We start from the raw sequence: 22654 nt of genomic DNA, 5'->3' as shown, positions 1-22654 counted from the left end.
GGGTATGCTACGACTTGAAATTATCCAAATATAAAAAGGAATCATCATGCCTTTTGTCCCCACGCGTTCTTTGAAAGAAAAAAAGATTGATTTTATTGAAGCAATATTAAACCCCAACGCCCCAAAAGGCGGGCTTTACACTTTAGAGCATTTTGAAACATTAGAATGGCAGGATTGTTTGAATCTGAGCTATAACGAGCTGGTAGAATGCGTGTTTGAGCGGTTGGGTTTAGAGATTCCTAAGGGCTTATTAACAAGCGCTTTAAAACGCTATGAAAATTTTGATAACCCTAAAAATCCAGCCCCTATTTTTGCGCTCAATGAAAGGCTTTTTGTCCAAGAGCTCTACCATGGGCCTAGTTTGGCGTTTAAAGACATGGCACTGCAGCCTTTAGCGAGCTTGTTTTCTAATCTAGCGGTAGGAAAAAATGAAAAGTATTTAATGCTCGTTTCTACCAGTGGCGATACCGGTCCTGCGACTTTAGAAAGTTTGGCGGACATGCCTAATGTTTTTGTGGTGTGTTTATACCCCAAAGACGGCACAAGTTTAGTGCAAAAACTCCAAATGGTAACCCAAAGCGCTAGCAATTTAAAGGTCTTTGGGGTGAGTGGGGATTTTGATGATGCGCAAAACGCGCTCAAAAACCTTTTAAAAGACGACGATTTTAGCGAAGCCCTAAAAACGCACCAATTGAAATTAAGCGTGGCTAATTCCGTGAATTTTGGGCGCATCGCTTTTCAAATCGTCTATCATATTTGGGGCTTTTTAGAATTGTATAAAAAAGGGGCGATCAATTCTAAAGAAAAAATCACCCTAGCCATACCTAGCGGTAATTTTGGGAACGCTTTAGGGGCGTTTTATGCCAAAAAAATGGGCTTGAATATTGCTAAAATCAAGGTTGTAACCAACAGCAACGATGTTTTAAGGGAGTTTATAGAAACAGGGCGTTACGATTTAACCCACCGCTCTTTAAAGCAAACTTTCTCGCCGGCTATGGATATTTTAAAAAGCTCTAACGTGGAAAGGGTGCTTTTTAGCCTTTATGGGTTTGAACGCACGCTAGAATTGATGCAAGCTTTAGAAGAAGAGAAATTTTATGCGTTAAAGCCTAAAGAATTAGCCCTTTTACAGGAGCATTTTTCTTGCGCGAGTTGCTCAGATGAAGCTTGTTTGAAAACAATCCAAGAAGTTTATGCAGAGCACCAATACCTGATTGACCCACACACCGCCACCGCTTTAAACGCCAGCTTGAAAACCAACGAAAAAACCCTTGTTTCTGCCACCGCCTCTTATGAAAAATTCCCTAGAACCACCCTTTTAGCCCTAAACGAGCAAAAGAAAAACGATAACGATAAAGCCGCCCTAGAAGTGCTAAAAAACAGCTACAATACCCCGGATAGCCAACGCCTTGATGACTTGTTTGAAAGAGGGATCAAGCACCAAGAAGTTTTAAAACTCAATGAGATCAAATCTTCTATTCTTTTGTGGCTAGAAAACACGCATTAGAGCTTTTTTTACGCTTTTAACCTTAATAAAAGTTACATTTTAAGTTAAAACACACTATAATAAATAAACTCTAAACGAAGATTAAACTTTGAATGAAAGGGATTTTGATGAAAAAAGTCATTTTAGTAGCGATAGCCTTACTGATAAGTGGTTGCACAAGCTATAAGATCACGCCTGAACATGTTGCATCCTATAATAATGGGATTCAAGTGATGACCTCCACGCAAGCCAAGTCTAAAGTCCAGCTAGAAATCGCTCAAAGCAAATTGAAAGGTTTGAATGAATCCCCCTTAGTGCTGTATGTAGCGGCGCAAGTTATAGAGGGAAATCCTGTGGTGTTTAGCCGTAAAGCCATTTCGGTGTCTATCAACCAAACGAATTTACCGGTCTTAAGCTTGAGACAGGTGATGAAATCCAGTTTTGATTTTGAAGGCATTTTACAAAGCTTTAATATCAGCGTGCCGACCGCCCCTATTGATAATATCAATATGATCACCCCGCCTATGTTTTATTACGGGCAAGGGAGTTTTTTAGCTTATAACGGCATGATGTATGGGGGAATGGGCATGTATGGGCCGGGCTTTGGCATGATGATGATGGATGATGTAGAAGAGCAAGAAGTCATGCAAGAAAGCCGCCAGGCTTTAAAGATCCTAGCGATCAATTATCTTAAAAACAACACCCTTAACGTTGAAGGTAAGGCTAGGGGAGGGTTTGTGGTGGTGGATACCAAAAACCTTAAAACCCCGGGCGTGGTGGTGGTTAAAGTCTTTTTAGAAGATGAAATCCACACCTTTAAAATTGATATTTCTAAGATGTGATCATCCCCATTTAATAAAAGCCTTTGGGCCAATCCACCTAAAGGTTTTTTCTTAATTTGGTTAAAAACCATTAAACCTTACTCCATTGTTTAGATTTTATCCCACTAGCGCAAAAAACTCTGTCCTTTAGGGTGCAAGAGTGCATAGCCGTTAGGCTATATTCAAAGCTAAAAGAGGTTAAAATCCTCTTTTATAGGGCAAAAAATACCCATGCAGACCTTAAAGAGCCTTTCGTGTTAGCGTTCAATGGGAACGCCTTAAATTAGGAAGCCCCTTTCTTTAGAAAGGGGCGCTCTCACAACAAAAGGGGAGAAAAGCGGGGAGAAAAGCCCAACAAAAAACCCCCTTTTTTTTGCGTTTATTTTTGAGAAGCTAAAAAATCCTGGATATTTTCTTTGGTTTTTTCTACTAAGGTTTTCAAGCTGTCGCTATACGCCCATGCGATATGGGGGGTTAAAAGCAATTTATTTTGGATCTTTGGGTTCAAAAACGCATGATCTTTTTCAAAAGGCTCTTTCACAAACACATCGCTCGCATAATACAAATCTTTGGTTTCTAAAATTCCAGCCAAATCCTTTTCATTCACAATGCCCCCACGCCCCACATTGATTAAAATCGCCCCGTCTTTTAGGCTTTGCAATTCCTTTAGAGCGATTAAATCGCGCGTGCTTTCATTTAAGGGGGCATGAATGCTGATAATATCGCTTGTTGTGAGCAAATCTTTTAAACTCAAGCGCTCATACTCTTCTTTTTTGTCTTTAGGGGAATAATACACCACCTTTGCCCCGAAAGCTTGAGCGAGTTTGGCGACTCTTTTACCGATAGTCCCTAAACCAATAACCCCCCATTGACTCCCTTTAATAAGCCCCATTTTAATACCGCTAATGTGCGTAAAAATATCGCTTTGACTATATTCCCCGCTTTTGCAATAATGATCGTAATCATTGATCCTCCCTAGCAAAGACAACGCGCACGCTAAAGTGTGCTGGGCTACGGATTCTGTAGAATAAGCGCTCACATTTTTAACTTCTACGCCTAAAGCTTTCGCGCTTTTTATATCCACATTATCCGTGCCTGTAGCGGTGATGCAAATGAGTTTGAGTTTAGGCAATTGGCTTAAAATTTCTTGAGTGATAACGACTTTATTCAGCACTACAATCTCAGCCTCTTTGCAGCGCTCAACCACTTGATTAGGCGAAGTGATCTCATAAAAATCAAAATCCGCCACTTCTTTTAAAACTTCTAGCGCTTTTAACCCCACGCTTTTAGCGTCTAAGACCACGCCTTTTTTGAATGTTTCCATCTCTTTACTCCTAGATTTAATTTTAAAATTATATAATTAAACCACAAAATCCTTTTTTAAAAGAAACTAAGCATGCCAAAACCCAAGAAAAACACCCTCCCCTGTAGCCTTTCTATCAAAATGTCTTATTTCATGCGCTTTCTCATTAAATGGCGCACCCGCTCTTTAAGCCATAAAATGATGACTCTGATTCAGATCTTAAGCATTCTGGCTTTAGCGAGCAAGGCCAGCGAAGATTTAGAAGAACAACTCAAAAAAATCAAAGCTTACATTTATAGAACCCTAAACGCTAAAATCGCCTCTGATGTGTATAACCGAGTGCTTATTTTAGTGAACGAATATTGCGCTAATGAAGAATTGTTTGATAAAGAGAGCGTTAAAATTTCAGATTTACTCATTCAAGACATTCAGCTTTACGCTTTAGTGGATGAAATGCTTAAAGAAGACAAATACCAGGTCCAGCACACCATTTTAAAGGGCATTATCAAGCGCAAATACGATGAAGCCTACTCGCTCAATAGCGAAGACAGGATTCTTTTAGAATACCAAGAACGCTTGCTAGAACCCTCATACGCGTCTTTTTCAAATAAAAAATTCAAATGATTTGAAGGTGTTATTCCGCTTTTTAGGCTTTTATTGAAAAAGGGCTTTAAAGTTGGCTAAAATAGGCGTTTTATTTGAAAAACAAAGGGATTGAATGGCTTTTAAAGTGGTGCAAATTTGCGGGGGGCTTGGGAATCAAATGTTTCAATACGCTTTCGCTAAAAGTTTGCAAAAACACCTTAATACGCCTGTGCTGTTAGATATTACTTCTTTTGATTGGAGCAATAGGAAAATGCAATTAGAACTTTTCCCTATTGATTTGCCCTATGCGAGCGCTAAAGAAATCGCTATAGCTAAAATGCAACACCTCCCCAAGCTAGTAAGAGACGCGCTCAAATGCATGGGGTTTGATAGGGTGAGCCAAGAAATCGTGTTTGAATACGAGCCTAAATTACTAAAGCCAAGCCGCTTGACTTATTTTTTTGGCTATTTCCAAGATCCACGATATTTTGATGCTATATCCCCTTTAATCAAGCAAACCTTCACCCTACCCCCCCCCGAAAATGGAAATAATAAAAAAAAAGAGGAAGAATACCACCGCAAGCTCTCTTTGATTTTAGCCGCTAAAAACAGCGTGTTTGCGCATATAAGAAGAGGGGATTATGTGGGGATTGGCTGTCAGCTTGGTATTGATTATCAAAAAAAGGCTGTTGAGTATATGGCAAAGCGCGTGCCAAACATGGAGCTTTTTGTGTTTTGCGAAGATTTGGAATTCACGCAAAACCTTGATCTTGGCTACCCTTTTATGGACATGACCACTAGAAATAAAGAAGAAGAGGCGTATTGGGATATGCTGCTCATGCAATCTTGTCAGCATGGCATTATCGCTAATAGCACTTATAGCTGGTGGGCGGCTTATTTGATAAAGAATCCAGAAAAAATCATTATTGGCCCCAAACACTGGCTTTTTGGGCATGAAAATATCCTTTGTAAGGAATGGGTGAAAATAGAATCCCACTTTGAGGTGAAATCCCAAAAGTATAACGCTTAAAGCGGCTTAAAAAAAGGGGCTTACTGGAAATTCAAATCTTTGATTTTAGATCGTATCTCTTTATAGCGAGCGTCTAATTCTAATTTTCTGTTTATGGATATTTTGATAAATCCGCTTTCTTTTTCTATGCCGATAAATTCCCTTTTCAAAAGATTGGCCGCAATGCCTGTGGTGGAGCTCCCGCTAAAAGGATCGCCAATGAGGGAATTTTCATCGCTCGCCATTAAAAGCAATCGCACTAATAAAGCGAGAGGTTTTTGAGTGGGGTGCTTGCCGTTTGCTTTTTCCCAAGGAGCGATCGCTGGGAAATTCCACACATCACGCATTTGTTTATCGTTATTGATTTTTTTTAAAACCTCATAGTTAAAAACATGCTTATGCTTGTAGCTTTTCCTCGCCCAAATGATTTGCTCAGCGGAATGCGTCAAATAACGGCAGCTGAAATTGGGAGGAGGGTTGGTTTTTTGCCAAGTGATGAGGTTTAAAATCTTAAAATCCAATTTTTGTAAAATGCGCCCCAAAGAAAAGATGTTGTGGTAAGTCCCGCTGATTAAAAGACTCCCTGTATTTTTTAAAGCCTTTTTGGCGTTGTTGATCCACTGGTAATTGAACTCATCAATATCATTAATCCCATCTTCTTTATCCCAATCGCCTTTATTGACGCTCACGATTTTACCGCTCTGTATGCTTAAGCCGTCATTAGAAAGGAAATAAGGCGGATCAGCAAAGATCAAATCAAAAGCATTTTCAAATTGGGGCAAAACCTCATTACAATCCCCTTGATAAAGAGTGAAAAGCTGGTCTTGGCTTTTAAAAATGGGGCGTGCGATTTCATTAGAATGCGCGATTACCATTTTTGCACCTTTGATATAAAATCACCCACATTGCTCAAATTGTAGATCTCCACAGATTTGTAAGCTTCTTGAAGTTTGTTTTTAGCGTCCAGCCAACCTGTGCCATCGGTTATCCAAATAAATTCGTAATTGGGGAATGCTTCAAATTTTAAAGCTAGGTCCTGATAGGATCTTGCGACTTCATTAAACTTACTCCCACTAATGGTATAAAAATTAGCTTCTATAAAATAAGTTTTATTTTTACCAAAAACAACAAAATCAAATTTTTTAATATCATTTCCAAAAGCCTGGCGTAAATCCTCAAATTCTCTAATATCTACTTGTTCTTTAAAATTTAATTGAGCTTGAATAAAAAGACCGCTAAGATGGTTTTCCATAACCTTTCCGCTGCGATTTTTTCTCGCATTGCTATCAAGCCCCACTTCTATACCAAAAACAAAATCATTTAAATCTTTAATGTTTCTGTTGCAAAAAATTTGCTCTAACCCCGTTTGACGAATAAACTCATAGACTTTTTCATCATCTTCAAAATAAGAATATAGGGGGTAAAAATTGCCATTAGCATCACGCACTATATCATCTTTATTTCTCACAGCAATGAGAATATTTAAAACATTAAAAGCTTTGGGGTATTCTTTAAAAAGACTTTTAACGCAATTTTTAAGTTCTTTTGTATCTTTCCCAAGTAAAAAATTCAAGTGGTTTAAAGCGATACTTATTCCATTTTTATTTTTGAGACACTTTTGCCAATCGGTGAAAAAATCTAAAGTTCGATTGCTTGTCTTAAGGCTTTTTAAAAAAGTATCAAAGGGCAGATGGTTTTTCATTTTTACTCCGTTTTAATGTCTTTCTTTAATTATATATTTTTTGCACTTTACAACCCTTATAGGGTTTAGGCTGGGTGTCTCTCTTCACCCAACCTAAAATTTGTATTTGTAAAATCTGTAAAAGGAGTGTCGTAAAAGGAATGCTTAGAAACTATGGTGTCTCGTTAATACATTCTAAACAAAAAGTTTTTAAAGGCAAAAAGGCTGGCGGACAGGGAGGGATTCGAACCCTCGGTAACCTTGACGGCTACGCATCCTTAGCAGGGATGTGGTTTCAGCCAACTCACCCACCTGTCCTCATTCACAAAGTAGAATTATAGTAAAAATAAGTTAAAATAAACCTTAAACTTTAATGGTTTCTAAACAAAACTAAGGGCTTTTATATTACAATTTTAAATTACGGATTAATAAAATTTAAAGGATAACACCATGCAATACGCGCTATTATTTCCAGGGCAAGGCTCACAATGTATAGGAATGGGAAAATCATTCTATGAGAGCCACACCCTAGCTAAAGAATTGTTTGAAAGGGCTTCTAACGCGCTTAAAGTGGATATGAAAAAAACGCTTTTTGAAGAAAACGAGCTTTTAAAAGAAAGCGCTTACACCCAGCCTGCCATTTATTTAGTGAGCTATATCGCTTACCAATTGCTCAACAAGCAAGTGAATGGAGGGTTAAAACCCGTTTTTGCTTTAGGGCATTCGCTCGGCGAAGTGAGCGCGGTGTCTTTGAGTGGGGCGTTAGATTTTGAAAAAGCCCTTAAGCTCACGCACCAAAGAGGCAAAATGATGCAAGAAGCGTGCCTGAATAAAGACGCTTCCATGATGGTCGTTTTGGGCGTTTCTGAAGAAAGCCTTTTAAGCTTGTGTCAAAGAACTAAAAACGTGTGGTGCGCGAATTTCAATGGTGGCATGCAAGTGGTTTTAGCCGGGATTAAAGACGATTTGAAAGCCCTAGAGCCGACTTTAAAGGAAATGGGGGCTAAAAGAGTGGTTTTTTTAGAAATGAGCGTGGCGAGCCATTGCCCTTTTTTAGAGCCTATGATTTTTAAATTCCAGGAATTGCTAGAAAAAAGCTTGAAAGATAAATTCCATTTTGAAATCATCTCCAATGCGACTAACGAAGCGTATCATAACAAAGCAAAAGCCGTTGAATTGTTGAGCTTGCAACTCACTCAGCCGGTGCGTTATCAAGACTGCGTGAAATCTAACAACGACCGAGTGGATGTCTTTTTTGAATTAGGCTGTGGGAGTGTGTTAAAGGGGCTTAACAAGCGCTTAAGCAACAAGCCTACTATAAGCGTGGGGGATAATAAAGGGCTTGATGAAGCCATTGAATTTTTAGAAGAATACGTGTGATTAGGAGAAAATGGTGCAAAAAATTGGTATTTTAGGGGCGATGAGAGAAGAAATAACCCCTATACTAGAATTGTTTGGCGTAGGTTTTGAAGAAATCCCTTTAGGGGGGAATGTTTTCCATAAAGGCGTTTATCATGATAAGGAAATCATTATCGCTTATAGCAAGATTGGCAAGGTGCATTCCACTTTAACCACAACGAGCATGATTTTAGCGTTTGGCGTTCAAAAGGTGCTTTTTAGCGGGGTGGCTGGAAGCTTAGTTAAAGATTTAAAAATCAATGATTTGTTAGTGGCCAATCAATTAGTCCAGCATGATGTGGATTTGAGCGCGTTTGATCACCCTTTAGGGTTTATCCCCGAAAGCGCGATTTTTATTGAAACGAGCGAAAGTTTAAACGCCCTAGCTAAAAAGATCGCTAATGAGCAACATATCGCGCTCAAAGAAGGCGTCATCGCATCAGGCGATCAGTTTGTGCATAGTAAAGAAAGGAAAGAATTTTTAGTTAGCGAGTTTAAGGCGAGCGCGGTGGAAATGGAAGGGGCGAGCGTGGCGTTTGTGTGCCAAAAATTTGGCGTGCCATGCTGCGTGTTAAGGAGTATTAGCGATAACGCTGATGAGGAAGCTAACATGAGCTTTGATGAATTTTTAGAAAAAAGCGCTCAAACTTCAGCGAAATTCTTAAAAAGCATGGTGGATAAGCTTTAGGTTTGTTTTTATTAAACGCAGACAATTAAAACCCTTTTTTAAAAAATGGGGGGGTTTAAATTTTAATTTAAACTCATTTTTTAAAGGTTATCGCTTGATTAGCGTTACGCTTTTTGATGGTTTTGCGATCAATATTCGGTGAAATAAAACCAAATTCCAATAATATAATTAGAATTTAAGCTATCTTTTAGTAAAATAACAAAGGATTAGGTGTATCTTATCTTATAGACCTAGCTTGCAAAAAGCATGGGTTCTTATTTTATGGAGTGTCCAATGAAAAAGAAAGCTAACGAAGAAAAAGCCCCAAAAAGAGCTAAACAGGAAGCCAAAGCAGAAGCCACACAGGAAAATAAAACTAAAGAAAACAATAAAGCCAAAGAAAATAAAATCAAAGAAAGCAAAATTAAAGAAGCTAAAACCAAAGAAAGCAAAATTAAAGAAGCTAAAACCAAAGAAAGCAAAATCAAAGAAATTAAAGCGAAAGAACCTGTTCCTGTTAAAAAGCTTAGTTTTAATGAAGCGTTAGAAGAATTGTTCGCTAATTCCTTAAGCGATTGCGTTTCTTATGAGTCTATCATTCAAATCAGCGCAAAAGTCCCCACTCTAGCCCAAGTCAAAAAAATCAAAGAATTGTGCCAAAAATACCAAAAGAAATTAGTCAGCTCTTCAGAATACGCTAAAAAACTCAATGCAATTGACAAGATTAAAAAAACTGAAGAAAAGCAAAAAGTTTTAGATGAAGAATTAGAAGATGGCTATGACTTTTTGAAAGAAAAGGATTTTTTAGAGTGGAGCAGGAGCGATAGCCCGGTGCGCATGTATTTGCGCGAGATGGGGGATATAAAACTTTTAAGCAAAGATGAAGAGATTGAATTGAGCAAGCAAATCCGCTTGGGCGAAGACATTATTTTAGACGCGATTTGCTCGGTGCCGTATTTGATTGATTTTATCTATGCGTATAAAGACGCTTTAATCAATCGTGAAAGAAGGGTTAAAGAGCTTTTTAGGAGCTTTGATGATGACGATGAAAATAGCGTGAGCGATTCTAAAAAAGATGACGACAACGAAGAAGATGAAGAAAACGAAGAAAGGAAAAAAGTCGTTTCTGAAAAAGACAGGAAGCGTGTAGAAAAGGTTCAAGAAAGCTTTAAAGCCCTAGATAAGGCTAAAAAAGAATGGCTCAAAGCCCTTGAAGCCCCTGTAGATGAAAAAGAAGATGAGCTAGTGCGTTTATTGACCCTAGCTTACAAACGCCAAACGCTCAAAGACAGACTCTATGACTTAGAGCCTACCAGCAAACTGATTAATGAATTAGTCAAAACGATGGAAACCACTTTAAAAAGCGGCGATGGGTTTGAAAAAGAGTTGAAACGCTTGGAATACAAACTGCCCTTATTCAATGACACTCTCATCGCTAACCATAAAAAAATCCTTGCCAATATCACTAGCATGACTAAAGAAGATATTATCGCTCAAGTGCCAGAAGCGACTATGGTAAGCGTGTATATGGATCTCAAAAAACTCTTTTTGACTAAAGAAGCGAGCGAAGAGGGCTTTGATTTAGACCCTAACAAGCTAAAAGAAATTTTAGAGCAAATCAAAAGAGGGAAATTGATTTCCGATCGCGCTAAAAACAAAATGGCTAAATCCAATTTAAGGTTGGTAGTGAGCATCGCTAAACGATTCACGAGCAGAGGCTTACCATTCTTGGATTTGATTCAGGAGGGTAATATCGGCTTGATGAAAGCGGTGGATAAGTTTGAGCATGAAAAGGGCTTCAAGTTTTCTACCTATGCGACCTGGTGGATCAAGCAAGCCATCAGCAGAGCCATAGCCGATCAAGCCCGCACCATCCGCATCCCCATTCACATGATTGACACGATTAATCGCATCAATAAAGTCATGCGCAAACACATTCAAGAAACCGGCAAAGAGCCTGATTTAGAAGTGGTGGCTGAAGAAGTGGGGCTTTCGTTAGATAAAGTGAAGAATGTGATTAAGGTTACTAAAGAGCCTATCAGTTTGGAAACCCCAGTCGGCAATGATGATGATGGCAAATTTGGGGATTTCGTGGAAGATAAAAATATCGTTAGCTCCATTGATCACATCATGCGAGAAGATTTAAAAGCCCAGATTGAAAGCGTTTTGGATCAGTTGAATGATCGAGAAAAAGCGGTGATCCGCATGCGTTTTGGGCTTTTGGACGATGAAAGCGATCGGACTTTAGAAGAAATCGGTAAGGAATTGAATGTTACTAGAGAAAGGGTGCGCCAGATTGAAAGCTCTGCGATTAAAAAATTGAGAAGCCCGCAATACGGGCGCATTTTAAGAAACTATTTGCGCATTTGATGTTAAGGTTCTCTAAAGCATGCGTTATTTTCTTGTAGTTTTCTTGTTTTTGTTTGTGGGTTGCATGAAAAAGGATTTCACGCTCAAAGATTTATCCTTGCCCCAAGAGGCTTCAAGCTATCTTGCAAGCTCTCAAAATGGCAGTCATAATAACCAAAGCATTGACCCCCAAGCGTTAAGAGAAAATCTGAAAGAGAACTATCTCAAAGCGTGGTATTCCCCATGGCTAGATGCGAAAGTCAAAAGCAATAAAAAAGAAGTGTTTTGGATCCTTAAGGAAATGAATAAATCCACCGGTTATGGCGAAGATCTAAAACCCAACGCAAAAGCTTTCAATGACGAGCTTATTAAAAGCATGGATATTGCGCATTACCCAAGCGCTAAGATTAAGGCTGTTGTGGTGCGAGATAGCGATGTGAGGGCTGTGCCTACTAACAAGCCTTATTATCTTTCTCAAAAAGGCTATCCTTTTGATAGGTATCAAAATTCGCTGATTTTTCAAGGCACGCCGGTTTTAATCACGCATTTTAATCTAGATAAAACTTACGCCCACATTCAAAGCAGTTTTGTTTATGGCTGGATTAAAGTCAGCGATTTAGCTTACATGCGCGATAAAGACATAGAGCTTTTAACCAAGCTTAAAAACTATGTCATGCCTATAAAAGATAAAATCCCCCTTTATACAGACTATGGGGATTTTTACACCAATGCTAGAGTGGGCGAATTGTTCGCTCTTATCCCCCAAAGTCAAAACGCATCTCAAAAACCCCAAAAAAAGGAATTGAAAGCCTATGGTTTTTTGAGAGACGCTAAAGGCTATGCAACTTTACAAAGCGTGATCTTAGATGAAAAGGATTTTTTTGTTTTCCCTAAGGCTTTTACTAGCGAGAACATGGCGTATTTTATAGACACCATGCTAGGGCAAAAATACGGCTGGGGTGGGCTATTGGGCAATAGGGATTGCTCGGCTTTCACTAGGGATGGTTTCGCTAATTTTGGTATTTTGCTCCCCAGAAATTCCTACGCGCAAAGCCGCTATGCGAACAATTATGTGGATTTAAGCTCCATGAAAGCTAAAGAAAAAGAAGACTACATCCTTAAAAACGCCACGCCTTTTGGAACGCTCATCTATTTAAAAGGGCATATCATGCTCTATTTAGGCGAACGCAACCATCAAGCGATAGTCGCTCACAGCATTTGGTCGGTGCAAACCCAAAAGCATTTTAAAACCTTGAGCCATAAAATAGGGGGCGTGGTGATCACTTCATTATGGTTAGCCGAAGAACATAATGGGGCGTTTTCTAAAAAGAAATTATTGATTGATAGGGTGCTTGGAATGAGCGATTTGAAAGATTTTGTCAATAAAACTTCAAGCCCTTTGAATGCGAATTGATTTTCTTATACTATGATTACGATTTATCAATTTAAAACATTTGGAGAAAGACAATGAGTATGGAATTTGATGCTGTGATTATTGGAGGTGGGGTTTCAGGGTGCGCGACCTTTTATACCCTAAGCGAATACAGCTCTTTAAAGCGCGTGGCTATCGTGGAAAAATGCTCTAAATTAGCTCAAATCAGCTCGAGCGCTAAGGCTAATTCGCAAACCATTCATGATGGCTCTATTGAAACGAATTACACTCCTGAAAAAGCTAAAAAAGTGCGTTTGAGCGCTTATAAGACCAGACAATACGCTTTGAACAAAGGCTTGCAAAATGAAGTGATTTTTGAAACCCAGAAAATGGCCATAGGTGTAGGCGATGAAGAATGCGAGTTCATGAAAAAACGCTACGAATCCTTTAAAGAAATCTTTGTGGGGTTGGAAGAATTTGACAAACAAAAGATTAAAGAATTAGAGCCTAATGTGATTTTAGGGGCTAATGGCATAGACAGGCATGAAAATATTGTTGGGCATGGTTATCAAAAAGATTGGAGCACCATGAATTTTGCGAAGTTGAGCGAAAACTTCGTTGAAGAAGCCCTAAAATTAAAGCCTAACAACCAGGTGTTTTTGAATTTCAAAGTGAAAAAGATTGAAAAACGCAACGACACTTACGCGCTCATTTCAGAAGACGCTGAAGAAGTGTATGCTAAATTCGTGCTAGTCAATGCTGGCTCTTACGCTTTGCCTTTGGCTCAGAGCATGGGCTATGGCCTGGATTTAGGGTGCTTGCCTGTGGCGGGCAGCTTTTATTTTGTGCCGGATTTATTAAGGGGTAAGGTCTATACCGTTCAAAACCCCAAACTCCCTTTTGCAGCCGTGCATGGCGACCCTGATGCTGTCATTAAAGGAAAAACACGAATCGGGCCTACGGCTTTAACGATGCCTAAATTAGAGCGCAACAAATGTTGGCTTAAGGGCATTAGCTTGGAATTGTTGAAAATGGATTTGAATAAAGACGTGTTTAAGATCGCGTTTGATTTGATGAGCGATAAAGAAATCCGTAATTATGTGTTTAAAAACATGGTTTTTGAATTGCCCATTATCGGTAAAAGGAAATTTTTAAAAGACGCTCAAAAAATCATTCCCTCTCTTAGTCTAGAAGATTTAGAATACGCTCATGGTTTTGGCGAAGTGCGTCCGCAAGTTTTAGACAGAACCAAGCGAAAGCTGGAATTAGGCGAAAAAAAGATTTGCACGCATAAAGGCATCACTTTCAACATGACCCCCTCTCCAGGCGCGACGAGTTGCTTGCAAAACGCCCTTGTGGATTCCCAAGAAATCGCTGCGTATTTGGGCGAGAGCTTTGCATTAGAACGCTTTTATAAAGATTTATCCCCAGAAGAATTGGAAAATTAAAAACGCATGCAAAAAGAACAAGAAGCCCTAGAGATCGCTAAAAAAGCCGTTCAAATCGTGTTTTTTTTAGGGATTGTGGTGGTGCTTTTGATGATGATAAACCTTTACATGCTCATCAATCAAATCAACGCGAGCGCTCAAATGAGCCAACAAATCAAAAAGATAGAAGAAAGGCTTAATCAGGAGCAAAAATAAAGGCTTTTTGGTATTTTTACGATCAAATAGTAAAGAGCTTATCTTTAATCAAGCGGTATTTTTTGAGCGATTTTTTGGGGTTAGGGGGTTTTTAAGTTGGGGGTTGTAGGGGAGAGTTATTTCAAAATGCCCCCCCTATCCCTTTAAGAAAATGAGTTTTGCTATATCTATATTATATAGTAAAGTAAAATCTAAAACGATAAAACAAAATAGCCAAAATCCCTTTTTTAAACTTTAAACTTTCCTTAAATTCAGCAACATTTAAGCTTATTTCCTTATAATGGGTGCTTTAATTTTATCAAAGGATTCTCATGACAAAGACTGCTAAAGTCAATGACATCGTTCGTGATTGGGTCGTTTTAGACGCTAAAGACAAAGTTTTTGGCCGCTTGATCACTGAAATCGCTGTGCTTTTAAGAGGCAAACACCGCCCTTTTTACACCCCTAATGTGGATTGTGGGGATTTTGTGGTGGTTATCAACGCTAATAAGGTTAAATTTTCAGGCATGAAATTAGAGGATAAAGAGTATTTTACCCATTCAGGCTATTTTGGCAGCACTAAGAGCAAGACTCTCCAAGAAATGCTAGAAAAAACCCCTGAAAAGCTCTACCACTTAGCCGTTAGGGGCATGCTCCCTAAAACGAAATTAGGGAAAGCGATGATTAAAAAACTCAAAGTTTATCGTGATGATAAGCACCCTCACACCGCACAAACTAGCAAAAAGGACGCTAAATGAGAAAAATCTATGCTACCGGTAAAAGAAAAACCGCTATCGCTAAAGTGTGGCTCACTCCCGGTAAAGGCGAATTGAGTATCAATGAACAGAGCTTGAATCAATGGTTAGGCGGGCATGAAGCCATTAAAATGAAAGTCATGCAGCCCTTACTTTTAACCAAACAAGAGCAATCTGTGGATATTAAAGCGGTGGTTTTTGGTGGGGGCTACTCAGCGCAAGCGGAAGCCTTAAGGCATGGCATTTCTAAAGCTTTGAACGCTTATGATATTGCTTTTAGAGCCGTTTTAAAACCTAAAGGCTTGCTCACTAGGGATTCAAGGGTGGTTGAACGCAAAAAATATGGTAAAAGAAAGGCCAGAAGAAGCCCGCAATTCTCCAAAAGGTAATTTTTATTTCTTTTTGCCTCTCCTTTGGGGGAGCTTTGGAGGGTTTTGGCTCTCTTTTATTTTCTGCTTTTTTGTCCTCTCTTGTTTTATTATTGTTCTATTAAAATTTCAAAATAATGTATAATAATTCTCTATTAATAGTTTTAAAAGGGCAAAGGGAATGAAATCTACAAGAATTGGTTCTAAAATTGTCATGATGGTGTGTGCGGTTGTCATTGCGATTAGCGCTGTTATGGGCGTTATTATCAGCTACAAGGTTGAAAGCGTGTTGCAAAGCCAAGCCACAGAATTGCTGCAAAAAAAGGCTCAGTTAGTCAGTTTTAAGATTCAAGGCATCATGAAACGCATTTTTATTGGCGCTAACACCCTTGAAAAACTTTTAAGCGATGAAAATAGCGCTATCAACGACACCCTAAAAAAGCGCATGCTCTCTGAGTTTTTGTTAGCAAACTCTCATGTGTTATTGATTAGCGCGATTTATACGGATAGTAATGAACGGACCATCACTGCTATAAAAATGGATTCAAAAATCGCCTACCCTAATACCGCACTCAATGAAAATATGACCAATCAAATCCGTTCGCTCAAAGATACAACCCATTCAGATCCCTATTATAAAGAGGTTAATGGCGATAAAATCTATGGCATGGATATTACCCTCCCCTTAATGGACAAGAATCAAAAGACTATAGGCGCGCTGAACCTCTTTTTAAACATTGACGCTTTTTATACAGATGTGGTAGGCAAGAAAAAGAGTAACACCTTTTTAATGGGGAAAGATGGCAGGCTTTTAATCAACCCTAATCGTGAGATCCAAGATAAGATTTTAAGCGCTATCAATCCGGATAAAAGAGTCGCTAAAGCTGTGGAGTATTACAATCAAAACGAAGCGGGCACTTTGAGCTACCATTCATTGAGCGGGAATACAGAAACCTTTTTAGCCATACAGCCCTTTGATTTTTTTGAAGAAAAAGGGGATAACGGCAATCAGTGGCGTTGGGCAATTGGGAAATATGTCAATAAATCTTTAGTCTTTAAAGAAGCCACAAACACCAAATACATTATTATCACCACCTTGATTTTAGGCGTGCTGGTGTTAGCCCTTTTAGTCTTTGTCATTATTTCTAGTCTTATAACCCAACGCATCAGTAGGGTCAATAACACCCTAAATGATTTTTTCAACTTGCTTAATAACCCCAAAAATAACCATGCCATAAGCCTAACGCCCCCAAGCGCTTATGATGAAATCGGGCAAATGCAAGCTTCTATTAATGAAAACATTCTTAAAACCCAAGAAAGCATTCAAGCCGATAATCAAGCTATTCAAAACAGCATTGAAGTAACAAACCATGTGGAAAATGGGGATTTCACGCAAGAAATCGCATGCGTGCCTAAAAATAAAGATTTGCAAGCCCTAAAAAATACGATTAATAGCATTATCCAGTATTTTCGCAACCAAATTGGCGCCAATATTGAAGCCCTAAATAACGCCCTAGAGCATTATAAAAACCTGGATTTCACCCACCACATCCAAAACCCTAAAGCCAACATGGAAAAAGCGCTCAACACTTTAGGGCAAGAAATTTCTAGCATGCTTAAAGCTTCTTTAGGGTTTGCAAACGCGCTCAATCATGAATCCAAAGATTTAAAAACTTGCGTGGATAACTTAACCAAAACCGCTCACAAACAAGAAAGAAGCCTGAAAAACACCACTCAATCCTTAGAAGAAATCACTAATATTATCACAACCATTGATTCTAAAAGCCAAGAGATGATCTCTCAAGGCGAAGACATTAAAAGCGTGGTGGATATGATTAGAGATATTGCCGATCAAACCAATCTTTTAGCCCTAAACGCCGCTATTGAAGCCGCAAGGGCTGGCGAGCATGGCAGAGGCTTTGCGGTGGTGGCTGATGAGGTGAGAAAGCTCGCTGAAAGGACGCAAAAATCGCTCAGCGAAATTGAAGCCAATATCAATATTTTAGTTCAAAGCATTGCCGATAACGCTGAGTCTATTAAAATGCAAAACAAGGGCGTAGAAAACATTCACAACTCCATTAACGCCTTGCAACAAGATGTGCAGGATAATTTGACTATCGCTAATCATTCTTTACAAGTCAGCACTAAAATTGATGGGATCTCTCAAGATATTTTAGAAGATGTGAGCAAGAAGAAATTTTAATTTCACATTTTGAGCACCTAAAATGTGAGAGTGCCTAAAGGGCTTTTTAAAACGCCCTAAAAAACGCTAATGAAAGGCTCTTTAAAAAGCGTTTTTAGGGGAGTTAGTTGGGGGTTAATTTTCATCGCAAAATACCCCCTACCACCTTAAAAGAATCATTTTTACTATAAGTGAAACCTCCTTAAAAGCAAGGGGCTTTCTAATCGCCCTAACGAATGCTAATATAAAAAGCTCTTTAAAGTCTGCATGGGTATTTCCTAGCCTAAAAGGTATTTTGTCATCTTTTAAGCTTGAATATAGTCTAACAGCTATGCACTCACATCTTGCGCCCTAAAGGACAGAGTTTTTCGCGCTAGTGGGATAAAAACATTCCTTAAAATTTTAGCTATCACTCTTTGATATTGGGGGGGTTAATCTCAATTCCCCATATCGCCCATATCCCCCATGTCTCCCATATCGCCACCCATATCATCGTTCATATCCCCCATATCGCCCATGTCATCGTTGCTATTACCCATGTCATCGTTCATGTCGTTCGCATTATTCATGTCATCGCCCATGTCGTTGCCGTTGTTCATGTCGTCATTAGTATTACCCATATCATCGTTGCCGTTGCTCATGTTGCTCGCATCATCAGTGTTACCGGTATCAGTGTTGCCGGTGTCTGTGTTGCCGGTATCGGTATTATTCATATCGCCGGTATTGTTCATGCCGCCAGCATCTTTATCATCAGTGGGGGTGTCAGTGGTGCTGGTATCGTTTGTGGCGTTAGTGTCAGTGTGAGTGTCGTCGGTGTGAGTGTCATCGGTGTTAGTGGCGCTGTTAGGGTTTATGAGCGCGTTACCCCCTTGATCCTTGCTGTCATTTGCATGGGTGTTGCCCATGTTGTTGGTGGGCGTTTGTTGCGCAGGTTGTTGCATGGGGTTATTCATCGCATCATTCAAATCATCTCTATCATCGCCATCAATTTTCAAACTCCCGTCTAAATAATTCCCCACCACATCGCTGCTATGGCTTAATTGTTGCACGCTGTCTAGGGCTTTATCCACTTGAGCTTGTTGCTCGCTTGAAAGCCCTTTTTGATCTTTTAAGTCATTGTCTAGCTGGTTTAAATTATTGTCTAATTTATCCCTCACTTCCATAGCTTTATTGACAACTGAATCAATCTTACTAGGACTCGCCCCATCTTGCTTCATTTCTTTGATTTGCCCCACTAAATGGTTAAGCTCTTTGGCTTGAGAAGTGATCGCATCCACGCTTTTAGTGGGCATGGCTTTAGTGTGGAAAAGCGAATTGTCTTTGAGCATGCGGCTGTTGTCTAAATTGACTAAAGCGCTATTCAAGCGGTTGGTTTGAATGCCTTTGCTGAATTTGGGATCACGATAAAAGCTCATGAGATTAGCCTGCTGTAAGGATTTATCGTCCTTATCATCTCTGTCATCATCAGTAGGCGTATCAAGTTGATTAACAGAATCGTCATGGTCTAAAATCTCTTCTTGATCGATCGCATACATATAATTTTCCAACATCAAGTAATCTTGAACTTGCATCATGAAAAACATGTTAGGGTAGAATCCATACATGCCATCATAAAAGTCATAAAAATCATACATGCCCATGCCATACATGCCATACATTCCCATTCCATACATGCCATAATAAGGGCTATAGTAAGAGTTGTAATAGTTGTTGCTCCTGTAATAAGGGCTTTGAGCCTTTTCATTCTCTTGTTGTTTTTTAAGATACGCCCCTACCACGCTCAAATCAGCGAGCATTTTTTGAGCCGTTTTTTGATCTTTTAAAGAAATGCCTAAGGGGATATAAATACCGGTGCGGTAACTATAAAAAGAATCCCTAGCGATGATTTTAAGGCAATATTTCAAATTCTTTTGCAATTTTAGGGCTTGCCTTAAATGCGCATGCGCTCTTAAATTCCCCAAGATGCCAGAGCCAAAACGCATTTTTTCTACTAGCACGCTGAATTTTTTCGCATCGCCATTAGCCGCATTGATATAGTTTAAAGCCGTAGCTCCCCACTCTGTGGTGCTGCTTTTATAACCCCCAAAATTCACTATTTTTGGCGTTAATTCCCCTTTTAATTGCGAATCTTTTAAGTCAAACAACGCCCTATTCACGCTAATAGCGTTTAAACTGAGTGTCATCATAAAAAGTATTTTTATAGCTTTCATTTATAACCTTAAAAAATATCTGTTGGAAGCATTATAGACTATTTTTAGAAATCAAAATGACTTTTAAAAACAAGCCAAAGTAAAAAATAAAACCTAAAAAACAAAAAGTTCTGTTTTAAGCGCTTCTTTAGTTTTTAAAAAACCCTCTGTTGGAAAGAAGAGAAAGGCTTAGAAGTTGATCATGTAGTTGAAATAGATAGAGAAGTTCCTTTTATAGAACACATCTACCGATCCATCTACACCCCTTTCTTTATAGAATTGGTTGGTAAATAAAGGCAATTTAAAGCCCACTTCAATCCCGCTGTGTTTAGAGAAATTGCTCCTAAAGCCAAATTCCACAGGCATTTGGAAATAGCTCGTGTTCATGCTCGCTGAACAGCCGGCGGTGTTGTTGCAAATTTGCATTTGAGATTTCAAGTAGCTCTCTCCTTGCACGATGAACGAATCCCCTCCTAATCCAAAGCCTAAGAACAACCCTGCTGTGTTATAGCCCTCTTTGCTTTCATAGAAGTTATAGAGTGCATCAAAGCCCACGCCATAAGTGAAGTTATTCACTTGAGATGCGCCATCCATGATTCCAAGCTTACTGCCTACAAAGCTTAAATTCGCATGGTTATAGCTGTAGTATCCATAAGTCCTAAAGCCAAAGCGTTTGGTCTTACCAAAGAACCACTTATACCCTGCCATCGCATCTACCCCATACATTTGCCCGTAATTATTGGTGTTAGTCACGCTTGGATTGACTTTAGTATCCAATTTAGAAGCGCTCTGCGTTTGGGGGGTTGGAGCTGTTTGATTGTTACTAAACATTGAAGTGTCTATCGGGGTGTTATTGTTAGCGCCTGGGGTGCGGGTGGTGTTTTGGTTTTCTAAATTAGAATATTGAAACCCCCCTCCTAAAAACGCACCGCTTTTTTCTGCCATGGAAACACTAATGGCTAATGCCATACCTAAAAAAACTTTTTTCATTTAAAACTCCTTAATGTGAGAAATCCTAAGGATTTCTTTTTTTATTGCATTCATGCTATGGCGCAAAAATATAGGGGATCATCAAAATTTGAGAGTTGTCCTTGAATACATTCGCTTCTACAGAATACAATTCGCTCTTACAAATATTAAGCTTTTGAGTTATATCACAAAAAAGTGAATTTTTCGTTAAGAATGGGTTAAATAAATCGTTTTATTTTTTAAAAATGTATTTATATATATAAATAATTTAAAATTATATTTAACTATATTTTATGGAAGCTTTTACGCTATTTTTGTGTGGGGCGAAAATTTAGAGCTTTTAGGGTTTTTGGTCTAATGGGTGGCTATCTTTAAAAAGGCTGTTTTATCGCTTTGTTTTATCGTTTTAGTAATGGTCTTATTCAAACTGGCTTTGAGCATGAGCGATTAAAGGGTTGATCACTTCATCTAAATTCCCTGAAAGCATGATTTCTTCTAAACTATACAGAGTTAAATTGATTCTATGTTCGCTCAAGCGGTTTTGCGGGTAATTATAGGTGCGGATCCTTTCGCTCCTGTCCCCACTACCCACTTGCTCCTTTCGGTCTTTGGCGTTAGCGAGTTGCTGCTCTTCAATTTGTTTTTCATAAAGGCGCGCTTTTAAGATTTTTAGGGCTTTATCCTTGTTTTTATGCTGGGATTTTTCATCTTGCATGCTCACGCTGATATTGGTGGGAAGGTGCGTGATGCGCACCGCAGAGTCTGTGGTGTTGACGCATTGCCCCCCATGCCCGCCAGCGCGAAACACTTCAATCTTTAAATCGCTAGGGTTGATAGAAACTTCCACATCATCCACTTCAGGCATGATCGCTACTGTGATAGCGGAAGTGTGGATTCGCCCTTGAGATTCTGTCTCGGGGACTCTTTGGACTCGATGCGTGCCTGCTTCAAATTTGAGCCTTGAATACACGCCCTTGCCCTTAATCAAAGCGATGATTTCTTTATAGCCCCCTACGCTGTTTTCGCTAGAGCTCACTATCTCTACTTTCCATTTTTTCAAATCCGCATAACGGCAATACGCCTTAAACAAATCCCCTACAAAAATGCCCGCTTCATCGCCCCCCGTGCCGGCCCTTAACTCTAAATAGATGTTTTTATCATCGTTAGGGTCTTTGGGGATAAGGAGTTGCTTAATGGCAGTTTCTAGATCGCTTTTTTGGATTTCTAGAATTTTTAACTCTTCTTTAGCCAGTTCGCTCAATTCCTTGTCTTCTAAAAGCTCTTTATTTTCTTTGATATTTTCTAAAACGCTCAAATACTCTTTACTCGCTATGGAGATTTCTTCAATGGAGCTTTGCTCTTTGCTCAATTCGGTGAGTTTTTTAATATCGCTAATTACTTCAGCGCTAGAAAGCAACGCTGTGAGTTCGTCGTATCGTTTGAGAATGGAAGAAAGCTTTTCAGCTAGAATAGACATGCAAGACTACCTATAAAAAGATGTGAATAAAAAATACAACAATCTAAAAAACGCAAAACTTAAAAAGAAGCCCAATAATAAAAACCCACTACTGAGCTTGAAGAAGTTAAAAACGCCCCAAAACTAAGCGAGAGCGATTTTTTTCACTGAAGCGTTAAGCCTTGAGACTTTCCTAGAAGCGGTGTTTTTCTTTAAAATCCCCTTGCTGACAAATTTATGCAACTCTTTATTAGCGATTTTCAAACGCTCTTGAGCTTTTGCTACATCATTGATGGCGACCGCTTCACGCACGGCCTTAATGATATTTTTAACTTTAGTTTTATAGAACCTGTTGCGTTCGGTTCTTTTAATGGTCTGTCTGATTCGCTTTTCTGCGGACTTATGATTTGCCATAGCCTTGTTTTAATCCCTTTGTAATATA

General features: G+C 39.1%; 20 protein-coding genes, 1 tRNA gene and 1 pseudogene. 14 read left to right on the top strand and 8 right to left on the bottom strand.

Annotation, left to right across the window (positions count from 1 at the left end; translation table 11 throughout):
• The first annotated feature begins 46 nt into the window (after positions 1 to 46).
• Together D2C72_07720 and D2C72_07715 are read left to right on the top strand one after the other, a co-directional pair.
• A complete protein-coding gene (locus D2C72_07720) occupies positions 47 to 1507 on the top strand; it encodes a threonine synthase (GenBank protein QEF44095.1) in 1461 nt (486 codons plus the stop codon).
• 107 nt (positions 1508 to 1614) lie between these two features.
• On the top strand, positions 1615 to 2328 hold the full coding sequence (locus D2C72_07715; protein ID QEF44094.1) for a hypothetical protein: 714 nt from the start codon (positions 1615 to 1617) through the stop codon (positions 2326 to 2328).
• A 358-nt stretch (positions 2329 to 2686) separates the two neighbouring features.
• On the opposite strand, the gene D2C72_07710 is transcribed toward D2C72_07715, so the two are convergent.
• On the bottom strand, positions 2687 to 3631 hold the full coding sequence (locus D2C72_07710) for a D-2-hydroxyacid dehydrogenase (GenBank protein ID QEF44093.1): 945 nt from the start codon (positions 3629 to 3631) through the stop codon (positions 2687 to 2689).
• A 72-nt stretch (positions 3632 to 3703) separates the two neighbouring features.
• On the opposite strand from D2C72_07710, the gene D2C72_07705 reads away from it, so the two are divergent.
• Both D2C72_07705 and D2C72_07700 read left to right on the top strand, forming a co-directional pair.
• On the top strand, positions 3704 to 4234 hold the full coding sequence (locus D2C72_07705; protein QEF44092.1) for a hypothetical protein: 531 nt from the start codon (positions 3704 to 3706) through the stop codon (positions 4232 to 4234).
• Positions 4235 to 4328: 94 nt separating this feature from the next.
• On the top strand, positions 4329 to 5225 hold the full coding sequence (locus tag D2C72_07700) for an alpha-1,2-fucosyltransferase (GenBank protein QEF44091.1): 897 nt from the start codon (positions 4329 to 4331) through the stop codon (positions 5223 to 5225).
• A gap of 20 nt (positions 5226 to 5245) precedes the next feature.
• Here D2C72_07700 and D2C72_07695 read toward each other — a convergent pair whose 3' ends face one another.
• The 3 genes from D2C72_07695 to D2C72_07685 all read right to left on the bottom strand — a co-directional run bounded on the left by D2C72_07695 (position 5246) and on the right by D2C72_07685 (position 7203).
• Positions 5246 to 6079 carry a site-specific DNA-methyltransferase gene (locus D2C72_07695; protein ID QEF44090.1) on the bottom strand — a complete coding sequence of 278 codons (834 nt, stop codon included), beginning with the start codon at positions 6077 to 6079 and terminating at the stop codon, positions 5246 to 5248.
• Positions 6073 to 6906 carry a restriction endonuclease gene (locus tag D2C72_07690; protein ID QEF44089.1) on the bottom strand — a complete coding sequence of 278 codons (834 nt, stop codon included), beginning with the start codon at positions 6904 to 6906 and terminating at the stop codon, positions 6073 to 6075. The genes D2C72_07695 and D2C72_07690 overlap by 7 nt, the downstream gene beginning before the upstream one ends.
• A gap of 205 nt (positions 6907 to 7111) precedes the next feature.
• A tRNA-Ser gene (locus D2C72_07685) sits at positions 7112 to 7203 on the bottom strand.
• Positions 7204 to 7335: 132 nt separating this feature from the next.
• Here D2C72_07685 and fabD point away from each other — a divergent pair.
• The 9 genes from fabD (at position 7336) to D2C72_07640 (ending at position 17619) form a co-directional block, all read left to right on the top strand.
• On the top strand, positions 7336 to 8265 hold the full coding sequence (gene fabD / locus D2C72_07680) for a [acyl-carrier-protein] S-malonyltransferase (protein QEF44088.1): 930 nt from the start codon (positions 7336 to 7338) through the stop codon (positions 8263 to 8265).
• A 10-nt stretch (positions 8266 to 8275) separates the two neighbouring features.
• Positions 8276 to 8971: a 5'-methylthioadenosine/adenosylhomocysteine nucleosidase gene (locus D2C72_07675; protein ID QEF44087.1), complete on the top strand. Its 696-nt coding sequence runs from the start codon at positions 8276 to 8278 to the stop codon at positions 8969 to 8971.
• Between the two features lie 273 nt (positions 8972 to 9244).
• A complete protein-coding gene (rpoD, locus tag D2C72_07670) occupies positions 9245 to 11320 on the top strand; it encodes an RNA polymerase sigma factor RpoD (GenBank protein ID QEF44086.1) in 2076 nt (691 codons plus the stop codon).
• Positions 11321 to 11339: 19 nt separating this feature from the next.
• Positions 11340 to 12713 (top strand): hypothetical protein, encoded by a 1374-nt coding sequence (locus D2C72_07665; protein ID QEF44085.1) that lies wholly within the window; start codon positions 11340 to 11342, stop codon positions 12711 to 12713.
• Positions 12714 to 12766: 53 nt separating this feature from the next.
• Complete coding sequence (locus tag D2C72_07660; GenBank protein ID QEF44084.1) at positions 12767 to 14119, top strand: FAD-dependent oxidoreductase; 1353 nt, start codon at positions 12767 to 12769, stop codon at positions 14117 to 14119.
• A 6-nt stretch (positions 14120 to 14125) separates the two neighbouring features.
• Complete coding sequence (locus tag D2C72_07655; protein QEF44083.1) at positions 14126 to 14314, top strand: hypothetical protein; 189 nt, start codon at positions 14126 to 14128, stop codon at positions 14312 to 14314.
• A gap of 311 nt (positions 14315 to 14625) precedes the next feature.
• Positions 14626 to 15051, top strand: a complete 426-nt coding sequence (rplM, locus tag D2C72_07650) for a 50S ribosomal protein L13 (GenBank protein QEF44082.1) — start codon at positions 14626 to 14628, stop codon at positions 15049 to 15051.
• The gene (locus tag D2C72_07645; protein QEF44081.1) at positions 15048 to 15437 is read left to right on the top strand and encodes a 30S ribosomal protein S9; all 390 of its coding nucleotides are present in this window, start codon (positions 15048 to 15050) and stop codon (positions 15435 to 15437) included. Before rplM ends, D2C72_07645 begins: the two co-directional genes overlap by 4 nt.
• 160 nt (positions 15438 to 15597) lie before the next feature.
• Positions 15598 to 17619, top strand: coding sequence for a methyl-accepting chemotaxis protein (locus tag D2C72_07640; protein QEF44080.1), 2022 nt, complete (start codon positions 15598 to 15600; stop codon positions 17617 to 17619).
• Between the two features lie 416 nt (positions 17620 to 18035).
• Here the strand turns inward: D2C72_07640 and D2C72_07635 are convergent, their stop codons facing one another.
• Both D2C72_07635 and D2C72_07630 read right to left on the bottom strand, forming a co-directional pair.
• A complete protein-coding gene (locus D2C72_07635; GenBank protein QEF44079.1) occupies positions 18036 to 19808 on the bottom strand; it encodes a dentin sialophosphopreproprotein in 1773 nt (590 codons plus the stop codon).
• A 168-nt stretch (positions 19809 to 19976) separates the two neighbouring features.
• Complete coding sequence (locus tag D2C72_07630) at positions 19977 to 20777, bottom strand: outer membrane protein (GenBank protein ID QEF44078.1); 801 nt, start codon at positions 20775 to 20777, stop codon at positions 19977 to 19979.
• 57 nt (positions 20778 to 20834) lie between these two features.
• Here D2C72_07630 and D2C72_07625 point away from each other — a divergent pair.
• Positions 20835 to 21019, top strand: a pseudogene (locus tag D2C72_07625) (hypothetical protein).
• 155 nt (positions 21020 to 21174) lie between these two features.
• On the opposite strand, the gene prfA reads toward D2C72_07625, so the two are convergent.
• Complete coding sequence (gene prfA, locus D2C72_07620) at positions 21175 to 22233, bottom strand: peptide chain release factor 1 (GenBank protein ID QEF44077.1); 1059 nt, start codon at positions 22231 to 22233, stop codon at positions 21175 to 21177.
• A gap of 123 nt (positions 22234 to 22356) precedes the next feature.
• A complete protein-coding gene (locus tag D2C72_07615) occupies positions 22357 to 22626 on the bottom strand; it encodes a 30S ribosomal protein S20 (protein ID QEF44076.1) in 270 nt (89 codons plus the stop codon).
• Positions 22627 to 22654 lie beyond the last annotated feature (28 nt).

Source organism: Helicobacter pylori (assembly GCA_008032955.1).
In the GTDB taxonomy this organism is placed as follows: domain Bacteria; phylum Campylobacterota; class Campylobacteria; order Campylobacterales; family Helicobacteraceae; genus Helicobacter; species Helicobacter pylori_DC.
Note: the sequence above shows the minus strand (reverse complement) of the source record. Positions and strands in the feature narration are given on the sequence as shown.